This is a genomic window from Streptomyces sp. NBC_01549 (assembly GCF_026339955.1).
Classification (GTDB): domain Bacteria; phylum Actinomycetota; class Actinomycetes; order Streptomycetales; family Streptomycetaceae; genus Streptomyces.
Map to the genome: position 1 here is coordinate 1,103,684 of NZ_JAPEPW010000001.1, position 15,521 is coordinate 1,119,204.

Below are 15,521 nucleotides of genomic sequence, written 5' to 3' on the forward strand. Positions count from 1 at the left end.
GGTCACCAGCTTCAGCCGACGCGCTTTCCAAGTACGAGAATTCGGGTGCGCATGGCATTGACCCTCCCCCCGGCACGCACTGACTGTCAAGTGGGTGGGACGGGAGTCTCATTATGTGAGCGGAGGGTCGTACCGCTCCCGAAAACTGCCGGCACACCACCCGTATACACCCCCGCGCCGCCGCCCGCGAACGCGGGCTCGGCCGGGCCGTGCGGCACCGGGTAGTAGCCGCAGGACAGCGCCCTGCGCAGCCGGTACTCGTCGAGCGGCCCGGAGAAGGCCACGCCCTGTCCGTGTGTGCAGCCCATCGCGCGCAGGGCGACGACCTGCTCGGGCAGGTCCACGCCGTCGGCGACCGACTGCAGCCCCAGGTCGGTGGCGATCCGCAGCAGGCCGCTGGTGATTTTGTGCAGCCGGGCGGACTCGACGACGCCCTCGACGAGGCTCCGGTCGAGCTTCAGTACGTCGACGGGCAGTCTCCTGAGCGCCGTGATGGCCGCGTAGCCGCTGCCGAATCCGTCCAGGGCGATCCGGACGCCGAGCCGCCTGAGAGCGTTCAGCCGCCGCTCCAGCTCATCCAGGGACACCCGGGGGTCGGTGTCGGCCAGCTCGACGAGCAGGGCGCTGGAGGCGAGCCCGTGCCGGGTCAGCAGGGCCTCCACGGAGCCGAGAGGCATCGAGCGGTCCAGCAGACGCCGGGCACTCATCCGCACGGCGACGGGCACGGTGACACCCACGGCGGCCCGCTCGGCGGCCTGCTCGACCGCCTCCTCGAGCATCCAGCGGCCCAGCTCGGCGGTCTTGTCACTGTCCTCGGCCACCCGCAGGAACTCGGCGGGCGTGAAGAGCACCCCTTGGGAGGAGCGCCAGCGGGCCTGGGCGGTGACCGTCGCGATCCGGCCATTCCCGAGGCAGACCACGGGCTGGTGGAGCAGCGCGAACTCGCCGTCCTGGAGGGCGGAGCGCAGCCTGGTGGCCAGCTCCGCCTTCCGTACGACGTCCTGCTGCATCTGGGGCGCGTACAGCTCGACGCGGCCCTTTCCGGCCGCCTTGGCGCGGTACATGGCGAGGTCGGCGTTGCGCAGCAACTCCCCCGCGCCCAGGCCGGGTTCGGCGAATCCGACGCCGATGGACGCGGCGACCCGGACATCGTTGCCGTCGATGGCGTACGGCTGGGAGAGCTTGATCCGCAGCCGGTCGGCGAGCTCCAGGATCTGCTGCTCGCGCGCGCCGCGGTCGCGGCTGCCGTCGCCGAGGATGAGCGCCGCGAACTCATCGCCGCCGAGGCGGGCGGCGGTGTCGCCCTGCCGCACCGACTCCTGCAGTCTGCGGGCGGCCTGGACGAGGAGCTCGTCGCCGGCCTGGTGCCCGATCGTGTCGTTGACGGCCTTGAAGCCGTCGAGGTCGATGAAGAGGACGGCCGTGCCGCGCAGGGCGGCGCCGCGGTCGGTGGAGCGGCGGCCGGACAGGGCCTGCTGGACGCGCCGGGTGAACAGCGCGCGGTTGGGCAGGTCGGTGAGCGGATCGTGCTCGGCGTTGTGCTGCAGCTGCGCCTGCAGCCGGACCCGCTCGGTCACGTCACGGCTGTTGAAGATGAGGCCGCCGTGGTGTCGGTTGACGGTGGACTCCACATTGAGCCAGCCGCCGTCGCCGGACTTGAAGCGGCACTCGATGCGGGTGGTGGGCTCCTCCAGGTGACTGGCGGCCAGGAAGCGGCGCACCTCGTGCACCACACAGCCGAGGTCCTCGGGGTGGATGAGGGAGGCGAGCTCGGAGCCGACGAGCTCCTCGGCGTTGCGGCCGTAGACTCCCGCGGCGGCCGGGCTGACGTACCGCAGGATGCCGTTCGGTGCGGCGATCATGATGACGTCGCTGGAGCCCTGCACCAGGGAGCGGAAGTGGCTCTCCTGCTGGGCCAGCTCCTGGGTGAGGGTGATGTTGTCGAGCAGCATGATGCCCTGGCGCACCACGAGGGCGAGTACGACGAGCCCGGCGGTGATGAGCACGACGCGGTCGACGCTGCGGCCGTTCATGACGTTGTACAGGATGCCCAGCGTGCAGACGGCGGCGGCCAGGTAGGGCGTGAGCGCGGCCAGTGATCCGGCGATCGGACGGGTGGCCGGGTACCGGTCGCGGCCTCCGTCCTGGGGCTCCTGGGGCTCCTGGGGTCCCTGAGGGATCCCCGGTCCGCCCTGGCGCCCCCCTTGCCGCTCCTCGGGCCGCCCTGCCTGCCGGGGCCCCGGGATGTGCTCGTGCACCACGCGCGCGTGCCTGTCCCTACGGGGCTCCTCCGCGCCGTGCCCGACGGCGTCCGGCTGCCCGTGCCGGGGACCGACCCAGGGGGCGTACGCGAGGAGCAGTGAGCCGGCGAACCAGCCCGCGTCGAGGAGCTGCCCGGAGTGGTAGTTGTTGTGCAGGAGGGGCGAGGTGAACAGGGCGTCGCACATCACGGTCAGGGCGAGCGCGCCGATCGCGGTGTTCACCGCGGAGCGGTTCACCGACGAGCGCCTGAAGTGCAGCGCGAGCACCATGCTGACCAGGGCGATGTCGAGCAGCGGGTACGCCAGCGAGAGCGCGGTGTGCGCGACGCTCGGCCCGTCGAACTTCGCCGCCTGGGCGAGCGCGAGACTCCAGGACAGCGTGAGCAGGGATCCGCCGATCAGCCAGGAGTCGAGCGCCAGGCAGATCCAACCTGCCTTGGTCACGGGCCTCTTGGCTAGCACGAGCAGTCCTACGATGGCGGGCGGAGCGAAGCAGAGGAAGAAGAGATCGGCGCAGCTGGGGCTCGGGACCTGGCGGTCGAGGACGACCTCGTACCACCCCCAGACTCCGTTGCCCAGCGAGGCCATGGCCGAGGAGAGCGCGAACAGCAGCCACGCGGGTCGAAAGCGGCTGCGGCGGCTGCGGGCGTAGCGGAAGCAGGAGACCGCCGCGGTGCCCGCGGCGGCGCTCAGCCCGAAGTCGCCCATGAACTGCGCGAGGCTCGCAGAGCCCCAGCCGAGTGCGGAACCGACGGCGTATCCCGCGCACACCAGGGCCAGCACGAGTTGCGGAATCAGGCCCGTCCCACCGCCGAACATCGACCGCCGGGACAGCAGCGCCCCGGGGGAACTCACCGGGCCCACCCGGTCCGCGCGGGGTCCCGCTGGCCCATGTGCGCGGGGTGCGCATGCCTTCTGCGGGCGCTGTGCCTGCGCTGGTGATGGCCACCGTGACCACCATGACAGCCGTGGCCGCGTCTGCGCGTGGCCGCGCGCCAGGGTCGTCGGCGGCCCCGCCGCGTCGGATCGTTGGTCCATAGGCCGTGCATCGCCCGTCGCCCCCCTCGCAGTCCGAATGTCCATCCCCGGCGCCGAACGGTGCGCGGCGCAGCCCCTGTCGGGACGATACACCAGTCTCGTCACTCAGGGACATAGTTCCTCTACGCTCCGTGACGATCAGCGGCGGCACGGACACCACCCGCATTCGATGGACTGCGGAGGGTGCCCGAAGTCGGCTATGCGCCCGTCGTAAGGACCACGTTGCCCAGGGGCTCTCGGTTCACGAAACGATTCAACTGCGCGACCAGAAGCCGCTTGGCGCGCGGCAGGAACGCGGAGGTGGGGCCGCCGACATGGGGGCTGATGAGCACGCCGGGCGCCTGCCACAAGGGATGTCCCTGGGGCAACGGCTCCGGGTCGGTGACGTCGAGGGCCGCGGTGAGGCGCCCGCTGTCGAGCTCGGCGAGCAGCGCCTTGGTGTCGACGACGGCCCCGCGGGCGACGTTCACCAGCAGCGCTCCGTCCTTCATCCGGGCCAGGAATTCGGCGTTCACCACGCCCCGTGTGCTGTCGGTGAGGGGCGTGGCGAGCACCACGATGTCGGCCTCGGGGAGCAGTGCGGGAAGTTCCGTGAGTGGGTGCACCGGACCGCGCGCCGTGGTGCGCTCGGAGCGCGCGACGCGCGCCACCCGCTCCACCTCGAAGGGCGCGAGCCGGTCCTCGATCGCGGACCCGATCGACCCGTAGCCCACGATCAGTACGGACTTGTCGGCCAGCGCCGGATGGAAGCCGGAGCGCCACTCCCCCTTGTCCTGCGCCCGTACGAACTCGGGGACGCCCCGCAGCGACGCGAGGATCAGTGTGAGCGCGAGCTCGGCGGTGCTCGCCTCGTGCACTCCCCGGGCGTTGCACAACTGCACGCCCGGGGCCAGGGGCCGCACACTCGACAGGACGTGGTCGACCCCGGCGGAGAGCGTCTGCACGACCCGCAGCGAGGTCATTTCGGCCAGCGGCCGCTGACCGACGCCTGGCCCCTTCATATAGGGGACGACGTAGAACTCGCAGTGCGCGGGATCCGCGGGAAACTCCTGGTCGCCGTCCCAGAAGCGATAGCTGAGGCTCTCGGGGAGACCCTCGATCTCGTCGGCGTGAAAGGGAAGCCACACATCGGAAGTCATGGTCAGGAGGCTATGCCAGGTACCTGGCCGCGCAGAGGTTAGGTTGGGGTGCCGGAAAGAGGAGGGTCAGGGCCAGGTGGAGCGCAGGACGATCGGCGCGGCGACGCTCGATGTGGGGACGATCGGGCTCGGGTGCATGCCGATGAGCTGGGCCTACACCGGTTCGCGACAGCGCGGTGAGGAGTCGCTGCGCGCGGTGCACGCGGCGCTCGACCAGGGGGTGACGCTGCTCGACACGGCCGACATGTACGGCCCCTTCACCAATGAGCTGCTCCTGGGGCGGGTGCTCAAGGAGCGGCGCTCCGAGGCCTTTGTGTCGACGAAGGTGGGGCTGTTGGTGGGCGAGCAGCACATCGTGGCCAACGGCCGTCCCGGCTATGTGCGGCGGGCGTGTGACGCGTCGCTGCGGCGCCTCCAGACCGATGTGATCGACCTGTACCAGTTGCACCGCGCGGACCCGGAGGTTCCGGTCGAGGAGACGTGGGGTGCGATGGCGGACCTGGTGTCGGCCGGAAAGGTGCGCTCGCTCGGGCTGTGCGCGGTGGGGGCCCGGTCCGCCCGTCGTTCGGGGGCGCGGCTGCACGACGGAACGATCCGGCAGCTGGAGCGGGTGCAGCAGGTCTTCCCGGTGAGCGCGGTGGAGGCGGAGCTGTCGGTGTGGTCGACGGAGGCGCTGGACGCGCTGCTGCCGTGGTGCGCGGCGCGCGGGGTGGGCTTCCTGGCGGCGATGCCCCTCGGCAACGGCTTCCTGACCGGCACGCTCACCCCCGGCGAGGGGTTCGAGCCCGATGACCTGCGCGCCCGCCACCCCCGCTTCACGGCCGAGATGATGGCCGCGAACCAACCCATCGTCGTCGGGCTGCGGCGCATCGCCCGGCGCCACGGCCGGCTCGGGAACACGGTCACACCGGCCCAGGTGGCGCTGGCCTGGGTCCTGGCCCAGGGGCGGCACGTGGTCCCGGTGCCGGGGGCCAAGCGGGAACGGTGGGTCACGGAGAACGCGGGGGCGGCGGGGCTGCGGCTGACGGCGGAGGATCTGGCGGAGGTGGCGGGGCTGCCTGCGGCGCGGGGGTCCTGGGACTGAGGCCCCGCTCGGAAGAGACCGGGTGTTCGGGATCGGGAACCCCTGGGACTCGCGCGGTGTATGAACAGTAGGACCGCCGCGTCGAAGGGACCTCTGATCGTGCAACGTCGAGTGATGAAGGCCGCGTTGGCCGCGGTAGCGCTGGTGGTGACGGCCGGCTGTTCCTCCGATGGTGGAGGGCTGCCGATCGGCGGCACGAGCCCGTCGTCGAGCGGTACGGGGACGCGGGCGTCGTCCGCTCCGCGGGCCACCGAGACGGCCGCGCCCGCCACGGGCTCGGTGAAGGTGGTGCGCACCGTCACCGAGGACCTCAAGTCGCCCTGGGGCCTGGCGCCGCTGCCCGAGGGCGGTCTGCTGGTGTCCTCGCGGGACGAGGGCACGATCACTCGGGTCGACGAGAAGACGGGCATGAAGACCGAACTGGGCCAGGTGCCCGGCGTGGCCCCCGCGGGCGAGGGCGGCCTCCTCGGCATCGCGCTCTCCCCCACGTACGCCTCGGACCACATGATCTACGCGTACTTCACGACGGCTTCGGACAACCGCATCGTCCGCATGCTGTACGACGAGAAGAAGCCGTCCGGCGAGCAGCTCGGGGCGCCGGACACGATCTTCAAGGGCATCCCCAAGGGGATGATCCACAACGGCGGGCGGATCGCCTTCGGTCCGGACCGGATGCTGTACGCGGGGGCGGGCGAGACGGGTGACCGGGGGCAGGCCCAGGAAACGAAGGCGCTGGGCGGCAAGATCCTGCGGATGACGCCGGACGGCGATCCGGCGCCCGGCAACCCCTTCGACAACTCGGTGGTCTACTCGTACGGCCATCGCAACGTCCAGGGCCTCGCCTGGGACGACAAGCAGCGGCTGTGGGCGTCCGAGTTCGGCCAGGACACCTGGGACGAGCTGAACCAGATCAAGCCGGGCGACAACTACGGCTGGCCGATGGTGGAGGGCAAGAGCGACGACCCCAAGTACCACAACCCGATCGCCCAGTGGCACACGGACCAGGCCTCCCCGAGCGGTATCGCCTACGCCGAGGGCTCCCTCTGGATGGCGGGTCTGCGCGGCCAACGTCTGTGGCGCATCCCGTTGAAGGGCACGGAGGCCGCCGCCGCACCGCAGGCCTTCCTGAAGGGCGAGTACGGCCGGTTGCGCACGGTGGTCCCGGCGGGCGGCGACAAGCTCTGGCTCGTGACGAGCGAGACGGACGGCCGCGGCAGCCCCGGGAAGGGCGACGACAGGATTCTGGAGCTGGAGGTGAAGTAGCCGCCCGGCCTCAGGACCCGTCCGGCTCCGGCACGGGCGCCTCCCCCGTGTCGGCCTGCCCGGCGTCCTGCTCCTGCTCTCGCTCCCGGCCCTCCGCCTGCTTGGGCAGCCGTACGACCACCTTGCCGGAGGACAGGTCTATGGGGCCGCGGCCCGGGTCACCGTCGTTCAGGTCCACGCGGCTCAGTTCGAGCCGCCTGCGTTCGTCGTCGGTGTGCTTGCGGCCTGGTGCGAAGAGCTACTCGAACATGTTGAACACGGCGCCTCCCTCGGCCCGGGTCCCCGCCAGCCTATGCCTCAGCCCGCCGTCCGGGCAGTGGGGGTCTCCTGGGGGAACAGGCGCAGCCGATGCGCCAGCGCCGCTGCCTCCCCCCGGCCCGAGACGTCCAGCTTGGCCAGGATGTTCGAGACATGGACGCTGGCGGTCTTCGGGGAGATGAACAGTTCCTCGGCGATCTGGCGGTTGCTGCGGCCGGCGGCGACGAGGCGCAGGACGTCGCGCTCACGGCTGGTGAGGCCGAGGGCCTCTGCCGGGTCGGCGGAAGCCGGGGCCGACGGCTCGGGAACGCGGCCCAGGGCGAGGCGGGCCCGCTGCGCGAGGAGCGCCACGGCGTCGGCGAGCGGGCGGGCGCCGAGGTGATCGGCCGCCGCCCCGGCCAGCCGCAGCAGCTCCGTGGCGCGGGCCCGGTCGTCCTCGTCCGCTCCCGAGATCAGCAGGGACTCGGCGAGGCGGTGACGGACACGGGCGAGGTCGTAGGGGCGCTCCAGCGGTTCGAAGGCGGTGACCGCCTCGGACCACTCGTGCGGGTCTGCCGTGCCCTCGGCGCGGCGGAGTTCGGCGCGTACCCACTGTTCGTGGGCGAGCCAGACGGGCGCTCCGGTGGCCAGGGACTTGGCGGCCTTGCGCAGCCGCTCCAGTATCTCGGCGCGGCCCGCCTCTGCGACGGGCAGTCCGCGGGCGTCGGCCTCCGCTGTGGCGGCGGCGAGCAGCAGCGGCCAGCCGTCGCGCTGGGTGCCGGGCGGGAAGCCCGCGTCGAGGGTGTCCACCAGGGCGGCGCGGGCGTCGAGGAGGCGTCCCTCTCCGGCGGCGATGCCGATCGCGGTGTGGACCAGGGGCAGCGAGTACTGCGGCATGGGGTCATGGGTGCCGAAGTGGGCACGGGCGGCGGCGAGTTGACGTGCGGCCTCGGCGAGGTCACCGCGGGCGCGCGCGAGAAGCGCGAGGCGCATGGCACCGCTGCCGGAGGGCTTGCCGCTGAGCCCGACACCCAGCGCGTTGCGCGCGGCTTCGACGGCCTCGTCCCACTGGCCGAGCGCGTAGAGCGACTCCGAGAGATTCCCCCATGCCCAGGCCTCGGTGTCCAACAGCCCGGCCTTCCGGGCGAGTTCGATGCCCTCGCGCAGGACCGTCACCGCTTCCCGGGACCGGCCCACGGACTCCAGGGCGGACGGCAGGTTGATGTGGACGCGCCCTGTGACCATGGTCGTGGTGTGCCGGAGCACCCGCTCCTTGACCTCGTACATCTCCGCGATGCCCGCCTCCACGTCGCCCGCGTCGACCATGAGGCCGCCGAGCGTGATCCGGGCGTTCAGCTCGATGTCCCGGGCGCCCACCATGCGCGCGTACTCCACGGCGCGCTCGGCGGCCGAGAAGACGCCGGGGCCCGGTTCGTGCAGCATGCACCAGGCGGCGACCATGGAGAGCACCTCGGCGTGCACCTCCGACGGCGGCAGGCCGCGCACCAGGTCCTGGGCGGTGGCGAGTTCCGCCCAGCCGTCCCCGCGGGCCTGTGCCTGCACCAGACGGGAGCGCTGGATCCAGAACCAGGCGGCGCGCAGGGGGTCGTCCTCGCCCTCCAAGACACGCAGCGCCCGCTTGGTGATCTTCAGGGCACGCTCGCGCTCCCCGCACAGCCGGCCCGCGACGGCTGCCTCGGCCATCAGGTCGAGATAGCGCAGGGGGGTGGTTTCCGGGTCGCAGCCACAGGGAGGGAAGACCTCCACGTAGTCGATGGGGCGCAGTTCGTCCCGTACGGCTTCGGGGGTGGCCTCCCACAGCTCCATCGCCCGCTCCAGGAGGCTGAGTTGCTCGGAGTGGGCGTGGCGGCGGCGGGCCGCGACGGAGGCGTCGAGGACGGCGGGGAGGGCCTTGGCCGCGTCGTGCGCGTGGTACCAGTAGCTGGCCAGGCGGGTGGCGCGCTCGTCGGCCGGGACGAGCGTGGGGTCGGCCTCCAGGGCCTCAGCGTAGCGGCGGTTGAACCGGGAGCGCTCACCGGGCAGCAGGTCGTCGCTGACGGCCTCGCGGACCAGGGAGTGGCGGAAGCGGTAGCCGTCGCCGCCGGGCGAGGCGAGCAGGATGTTGGCGCCGACGGCGGCGCGCAGCGCCTCGATGAGGTCGTCCTCGGCGAGCCGGGCGACGGCGGCCAGCAGCGGGTACTCGACGGTGGAGCCGCCCTCGGCGACGATCCGGGCGATGCGCTGGGCGCTCTCGGGGAGGCCCTCGACGCGGACGAGGAGCAGGTCGCGCAGGGAGTCGGTGAGCCCGGTGCGGCAGCCCTGGTGGGCGGCGACGGCGAGCTCCTCGACGAAGAAGGCGTTGCCGTCGGAGCGTTCGAAGATGTCGTCGACCTGGGCGGGGTCGGGTTCGTGGGCGAGGATGCCGGCGATCTGACGGCCGACCTCGGCGCGGCTGAAGCGGCCGAGTTCGATGCGGCGGACCGTGCGGAGGCGGTCGAGTTCGGCCAGCAGGGGGCGCAGGGGGTGGCGGCGGTGGATGTCGTCGGCGCGGTAGGTGGCGATGACGATGAGGCGGCCGCTGCGCAGGGTGCGGAAGAGGTAGGCCAGCAGGTGGCGGGTGGAGGCGTCGGCCCAGTGCAGGTCTTCGAGGGCGACGACGACGGTGCGGTCGGCGGCGACGCGCTCCAGGAGACGGGCGGTGAGCTCGAAGAGGCGGGCCATGCCCTCCTCGTCGGGGCGCCCGCCGCGGCCGGTCTCGCCCAGCTCGGGCAGCAGCCGGGCCAGCTCCTCCTCCTGTCCGGCGGCCGCCGCGGCGAGCTCGTCGGGGAGCAGTCGGCGCAGCGCGCGCAGGGCGGTGGAGAACGGGGCAAAGGGCAGTCCGTCGGCGCCGATCTCCACACAGCCGCCGCACACGAAGACGGCGCCCTCGCGGACGGCCGCGGTGGCGAACTCCTCGAGCAGGCGGGTCTTTCCGACTCCGGCCTCACCACCCAGCAGCAACGCCTGTGGCTCTCCCCCCGTGCTGAACGCCTGGGAGGTACTCCCCGTGACCGTACGGGCGAGCGCGTCGTGCAGGATGCCGAGTTCGTCGGTGCGGCCGACGAACACGGGGCTGACGGACCTGGTTTCCACGGGCCCGAGCATCGCACAGGGGTCTGACACCGCGGCACTGGTTATCGAGCGGGCCGCCGCCGCCCCCTTCGTGTGACGGGCGACCGCCGCCCCGCTCGCGGGGAGGCGGCCGACCCCCGTACGGCCGCCCCCCGCCCCCGCGTTCATGCGGCGCGGGCGAACCGGTGCCGGCGGGGACGCGGGCTATGCGCCTTCCCCTCCGGGTCGTTCTGCCCGGACTCACGCGCGGCGGCGCGGCGGCCACGGAGGGCTTCCTGCGCCTGACGGTGGTTGTGCGCCTCGCGGATCAGCTCGTCGGATCGGATCTGCTGGAGCTCGTACTCGAACATGTCGTGTCCCTCGTGAGGAGTCGGTTTCGTCATCGCTTCCCGCGATGCCTCAACCTTCGTCTCCCAGGGGGGTGCGGCACATCGGGAGAGTTCCGCATCTTGCGCACGCGAAGGGCCTTAGAGCGGCCGTAAGTGACTTACGCCGGCCCTAAGGCCCCTCAGAGGTACGGAGATCCAGCCGGGAATTCAGCCGGGGATTCAGCTGGTGGAGGGCAGTCCGAGAATGATGTCGGAGTACTTGGCGACGGCGAGGACCAGGCCGATGACGCCGAGCGAGACGCCCGCCCAGGCGACCGACTTGATCCAGGCGGCCTGCGGCTTGCCGGGGGCCCCGAAGGCGGGCCGCACCAGGACGACGACGCCGACGATCAGCGCGGCCAGCGCGAAGAGGCCGCCGACCAGCGCGGTGGTCGCCCACGCGTCGCCGTAGACCTCCTTGACCTGCTTGGCGACGCTCGCGGTCGAGGAGGTCCCCAGCTGGCCGACGAGGGTCTCGCGGGCGGCGGCCACGGTGGCGACCCAGCTGCCGGTGAGGGACACGATGCCAAGGCCGGCGGAGACGACGGCGGCGGCGCCCTGGCCGACGCCGGGGGTGCCCTTCTCGGCCTCGGGGGCGTCCTCGCCCTCCAGGGCCTCGGCGTCGAGGTCGTCCTGGTCCTCGGTCTCGGTGTCGCCGGTCTCCTCGACCTCGGCGTCCGGCGCCTCGTCGGTCTTGGTGGCGTTCACGGTCTCCTCGTCGCTCTTTGCCTCGGTGCCGTTCGCGTCCACGGCTTCGTCAACTGTCTTGGTTCCCATGACCCGCACCGTACGGACGGAGTCTGAGAAGTCTCTTAATGATCGTTGTGAGCGGCGGCCAAGATCATCGTTGCTCACGCGCGCGTGCCGCCCGCCACTCGGGCGCGAGCACCGACCAGACCTCCATGTCGAGGCGTACGCCCCGGTGGGGGTAGCTCTCCCGCAGCACCGCGTCCCGGGTCATCCCGAGCCGCCGGGCGCCGTTCACGCTCGGCTCGTTCGCCGAGGCGGCGATCCACTCCACACGATGGATCCCGCGCTCCTCGACCGCCCAGTCGATGAGGATCCGCATCGCCCGGGTGACCAGACCGCGTCCGGTGCCGTGGGGTTCCAGCCAGCAGCCGACCTCGCAGTTGCCGTGCTCGGCGTCGAAATTCAGCAAGAGCACCCCGCCCACGAGCTTCCCCTCCAGCCACAGGCCGTGCAGGGACCCGGTGTCGGCGGCGCGCATGTCGGCGTACCGCTGGAGTGTCTCCCGCGCGGAGGGCACGTCCGTGGCCTTGGATCCGAAGGGGATGTACTGCCCGATGAACTCCCTCCCCCGGTCGAGGTGCGCGAGGAACTCCTCCGCGTGCCAGGGCTCCAGGGGCCGCAGTTCCGCGCCGTCGTCACCCAGGGATATCGCGTACATCCTGCTGCCGCTCCTTCTCCCGCTCGTCCTCCAGTACGTCCGCCACCTCGGCGTCCGTCGCAGCGGCCAGCGTCTCATGGGTGGCGCGGCACTCGGGCGGTTCGATGCCGATGCGCGGCAGCCGCCGGTCTGCGACTGCGGCACGGAGCCCGGTACGACGGTGAGGTGCGCGATGTCGCCCCCCGTGCCGCAGGATGAGCATGCCGGGCAGGGGGATGCGGACGGTGGTGTGCCGGACGACGGTGTCGCTGTCGTCGGCAGGTGACCCACGGACATGCCTAGGGGGATGCATCGGAATCGATGCATCCCCCTAGGTGGGTACTTACTCGTACTCAGCCCTCGCTGACGCCCAGCTTCTCCAGGATGAGTTCCTTGACGCGGGCCGCGTCGGCCTGGCCGCGGGTGGCCTTCATGACCGCGCCGACCAGGGCACCGGCCGCCGCCACCTTGCCGCCGCGGATCTTGTCCGCGACGCCCGGGTTGCCGGCGATGGCCTCGTCCACGGCGGCGGTCAACGCGCCCTCGTCCGAGACGACCTTCAGACCGCGCTTGTCGACGACCTCGTCCGGGGTGCCCTCGCCCGCGAGCACACCCTCGATGACCTGACGGGCGAGCTTGTCGTTCAGGTCACCCGAGGCGACGAGCTGCGCCACCCGGGCGACCTGCGCCGGGGTGATGGGCAGGTCCTCCAGGGCCTTGCCCGACTCGTTGGCGCTGCGCGCCAGTTCGCCCATCCACCACTTGCGGGCGGACGCCGCGTCCGCACCGGCCTCGATCGTGGCGACGATCGGGTCGATGGCACCGGCGTTCAGGATCGACTGCATGTCGTGCGCCGAGACACCCCACTCCTCACGGAGTCGGTTGCGACGCGCGAGCGGCTGCTCGGGCAGGCCCGCGCGCAGCTCCTCGACCCACTCACGGGACGGGGCGACCGGAACGAGGTCGGGCTCCGGGAAGTACCGGTAGTCCTCGGCCTCTTCCTTCACGCGGCCCGAGGTCGTGGACCCGGTGTCCTCGTGGAAGTGGCGGGTCTCCTGGATGATCGTGCCGCCGGCGTTGAGGACTGCGGCGTGCCGCTGGATCTCGAAGCGGGCCGCACGCTCCACGGAACGCAGCGAGTTGACGTTCTTCGTCTCGGAGCGCGTGCCGAACTTCTCGCGGCCGTGCGGGCGCAGCGACAGGTTCACGTCGCAGCGCATCTGGCCCTGCTCCATGCGGGCCTCGGAGACGCCGAGCGCCTTGATGAGCTCGCGCAGCTCGGCGACGTACGCCTTGGCGACCTCGGGAGCGCGCTCGCCCGCGCCCTCGATCGGCTTGGTGACGATCTCGATGAGGGGGATGCCCGCGCGGTTGTAGTCGAGCAGGGAGTGCGAGGCGCCGTGGATACGGCCGGTCGCGCCACCCACGTGGGTGGACTTGCCGGTGTCCTCCTCCATGTGGGCGCGCTCGATCTCCACGCGGAAGACCTCGCCGTCCTCCAGCTGTACGTCGAGGTAGCCGTTGAAGGCGATCGGCTCGTCGTACTGGGAGGTCTGGAAGTTCTTCGGCATGTCCGGATAGAAGTAGTTCTTCCGGGCGAAGCGGCACCACTCGGCGATCTCGCAGTGCAGCGCGAGGCCGATCTTGATGGCGGACTCGACGCCGGTCGCGTTGACGACGGGCAGCGAGCCGGGCATGCCGAGGCAGGTCGGGCAGGTCTGCGAGTTGGGCGCGGCGCCCAGCTCGGTGGAACACCCGCAGAACATCTTGGTCTTGGTGCCGAGCTCGACATGGACCTCGAGGCCCATGACGGGGTCGTACGTCGCGAGAGCGTCCTCGTACGACACCAGCTCGTCGGTCGTGGTGGTCACGGTGAAAACTTCCCTCTCAGCCCAGCAGGACGTCGTCGTCGCCCAGGCGCCTGAGCTCCCGGTAGAGGATGGCGAGGCCGGTGACGATGGCGGCGGCGGACACGGCCGCGTCGATGAGGCGCAGCGTGTCGTGTTCCGTGCGGGCCTTCTTGGCCTGCTTGGCGACGCCGACGGCACCGAACGCGGTGGTCGCGATGGACAGGTACGTGCCGGACTTGGACTTCTTGAAGCCCTTGGCCTTGGACAGAGCCTTACTCACAGCGACGGAGCCTCCTCGAGCAGCGGGTGCCCCCACTTTTCCACGAAGGCGGCCTCGACCGCGGCGCCGACCTTGTAAAGCCTGTCGTCCTTCATCGCGGGGGCGATGATCTGCAGACCGACCGGCAGGTTGTCCTCCGGGGCCAGACCGCAGGGCAGCGACATGGCGGCGTTGCCCGCCAGGTTGGTCGGGATGGTGCACAGGTCCGCGAGGTACATCGCCATCGGGTCGTCGGCGCGCTCGCCGATCGGGAAGGCGGTGGTCGGCGTGGTCGGCGAGACGATGACGTCGACCTTCTCGAACGACTTCTCGAAGTCGCGCGTGATGAGCGTACGGACCTTCTGGGCGCTGCCGTAGTACGCGTCGTAGTAGCCGGAGCTGAGCGCGTACGTGCCGAGCATGATGCGGCGCTTGACCTCGGGGCCGAAGCCCGCCTCACGGGTGAGGGAGGTGACCTCCTCGGCCGACTTCGTGCCGTCGTCGCCGACCCGCAGGCCGTAACGCATGGCGTCGAAGCGGGCGAGGTTGCTCGAACACTCGGACGGCGCGATCAGGTAGTACGCCGCCAGCGCCAGGTCGAAGGACGGGCAGTCCAGCTCGACGATCTCGGCGCCGAGCTCCCCCAGCAGAGTGACGGCCTCGTCGAACCGCTGCACGACGCCGGCCTGGTAACCCTCGCCGCGGAACTGCTTGACGACACCGACGCGCATGCCGGCGACCGAGCCGTTGCGGGCCGCCTCGACGACCGGCGGGACCGGGGCGTCGATGGAGGTGGAGTCGAGCGGGTCGTGGCCCGCGATGACCTCGTGCAGCAGCGCGGCGTCCAGGACCGTACGGGCGCAGGGACCGCCCTGGTCGAGGGAGGACGAGAACGCGACCATGCCATAGCGCGACACCCCGCCGTACGTCGGCTTGACGCCGACCGTGCCGGTGACGGCGGCGGGCTGGCGGATGGAGCCGCCGGTGTCCGTGCCGATGGCGAGCGGGGCCTCGAAGGAGGCGAGCGCGGCGCTCGACCCGCCGCCGGAGCCGCCCGGGATACGGGTGAGGTCCCAGGGGTTGCCGGTGTGGCCGTACGCGCTGTTCTCGGTGGAGGACCCCATGGCGAACTCGTCCATGTTGGTCTTGCCGAGGATGACGACGTCGGCGGCCTTCAGCCTCTTGGTGAGGGTCGCGTCGTACGGCGGGATCCAGCCCTCGAGGATCTTCGAACCGACGGTCGTCGGGATGCCCTCGGTGGTGAAGATGTCCTTGAGCGCGAGCGGCACGCCCGCGAGGGGGCCGAGCTTCTCGCCCCGCTCCCGCTTCGCGTCCACGGCGCGGGCCTGCGCGAGCGCGCCCTCGCGGTCGACGTGCAGGAAGGCGTGCACCTTCTCGTCGACGGCGTCGATCCGGGCGAGGTGTGCCTCGGTGACCTCGACGGCCGTGAGCTCGCCCGCGGCGATCTTCGCGGCGATCTCGGCCGCCGTCAGCTTGATGATGTTGACGTTGGTGTCCGTCATG

General features: G+C 71.6%; 12 protein-coding genes and 1 pseudogene. 2 read left to right on the plus strand and 11 right to left on the minus strand.

Going from position 1 to position 15,521, the window contains the following annotated elements:
• Positions 1–86 precede the first annotated feature (86 nt).
• The gene (locus tag OG819_RS04650) at positions 87–3,080 is read right to left on the minus strand and encodes an EAL domain-containing protein (RefSeq protein ID WP_266652567.1); all 2,994 of its coding nucleotides are present in this window, start codon (positions 3,078–3,080) and stop codon (positions 87–89) included.
• 416 nt (positions 3,081–3,496) lie between these two features.
• Positions 3,497–4,438 (minus strand): 2-hydroxyacid dehydrogenase, encoded by a 942-nt coding sequence (locus OG819_RS04655; protein ID WP_266648138.1) that lies wholly within the window; start codon positions 4,436–4,438, stop codon positions 3,497–3,499.
• A gap of 76 nt (positions 4,439–4,514) precedes the next feature.
• On the opposite strand from OG819_RS04655, the gene OG819_RS04660 reads away from it, so the two are divergent.
• Together OG819_RS04660 and OG819_RS04665 are read left to right on the plus strand one after the other, a co-directional pair.
• Positions 4,515–5,522: an aldo/keto reductase gene (locus tag OG819_RS04660; protein WP_266648139.1), complete on the plus strand. Its 1,008-nt coding sequence runs from the start codon at positions 4,515–4,517 to the stop codon at positions 5,520–5,522.
• Between the two features lie 114 nt (positions 5,523–5,636).
• Positions 5,637–6,785 (plus strand): PQQ-dependent sugar dehydrogenase, encoded by a 1,149-nt coding sequence (locus OG819_RS04665; protein ID WP_266648141.1) that lies wholly within the window; start codon positions 5,637–5,639, stop codon positions 6,783–6,785.
• A gap of 10 nt (positions 6,786–6,795) precedes the next feature.
• Here the strand turns inward: OG819_RS04665 and OG819_RS04670 are convergent.
• The 9 genes and pseudogenes from OG819_RS04670 to gatA all read right to left on the minus strand — a co-directional run bounded on the left by OG819_RS04670 (position 6,796) and on the right by gatA (position 15,520).
• Positions 6,796–7,044 (minus strand): annotated as a pseudogene (locus OG819_RS04670) (DUF6191 domain-containing protein).
• A gap of 38 nt (positions 7,045–7,082) precedes the next feature.
• Positions 7,083–10,166 carry a helix-turn-helix transcriptional regulator gene (locus tag OG819_RS04675; RefSeq protein ID WP_266652569.1) on the minus strand — a complete coding sequence of 1,028 codons (3,084 nt, stop codon included), beginning with the start codon at positions 10,164–10,166 and terminating at the stop codon, positions 7,083–7,085.
• Positions 10,167–10,297: 131 nt separating this feature from the next.
• Positions 10,298–10,483: a hypothetical protein gene (locus OG819_RS04680; RefSeq protein ID WP_266628905.1), complete on the minus strand. Its 186-nt coding sequence runs from the start codon at positions 10,481–10,483 to the stop codon at positions 10,298–10,300.
• A 198-nt stretch (positions 10,484–10,681) separates the two neighbouring features.
• A complete protein-coding gene (locus OG819_RS04685) occupies positions 10,682–11,278 on the minus strand; it encodes a hypothetical protein (protein ID WP_266431104.1) in 597 nt (198 codons plus the stop codon).
• A gap of 64 nt (positions 11,279–11,342) precedes the next feature.
• Positions 11,343–11,909, minus strand: a complete 567-nt coding sequence (locus OG819_RS04690; protein ID WP_266628901.1) for a GNAT family N-acetyltransferase — start codon at positions 11,907–11,909, stop codon at positions 11,343–11,345.
• Entirely contained in the window at positions 11,887–12,201 is a 315-nt protein-coding gene (locus OG819_RS04695) for a hypothetical protein (protein WP_266635188.1), read from the minus strand. The genes OG819_RS04690 and OG819_RS04695 overlap by 23 nt, the downstream gene beginning before the upstream one ends.
• 40 nt (positions 12,202–12,241) lie before the next feature.
• The gene (gene gatB, locus OG819_RS04700) at positions 12,242–13,759 is read right to left on the minus strand and encodes an Asp-tRNA(Asn)/Glu-tRNA(Gln) amidotransferase subunit GatB (protein ID WP_266648144.1); all 1,518 of its coding nucleotides are present in this window, start codon (positions 13,757–13,759) and stop codon (positions 12,242–12,244) included.
• A 16-nt stretch (positions 13,760–13,775) separates the two neighbouring features.
• The gene (locus OG819_RS04705; protein WP_266431109.1) at positions 13,776–14,018 is read right to left on the minus strand and encodes a hypothetical protein; all 243 of its coding nucleotides are present in this window, start codon (positions 14,016–14,018) and stop codon (positions 13,776–13,778) included.
• A complete protein-coding gene (gene gatA / locus OG819_RS04710) occupies positions 14,015–15,520 on the minus strand; it encodes an Asp-tRNA(Asn)/Glu-tRNA(Gln) amidotransferase subunit GatA (protein ID WP_266628897.1) in 1,506 nt (501 codons plus the stop codon). The genes OG819_RS04705 and gatA overlap by 4 nt, the downstream gene beginning before the upstream one ends.
• Position 15,521: the final 1 nt, after the last annotated feature.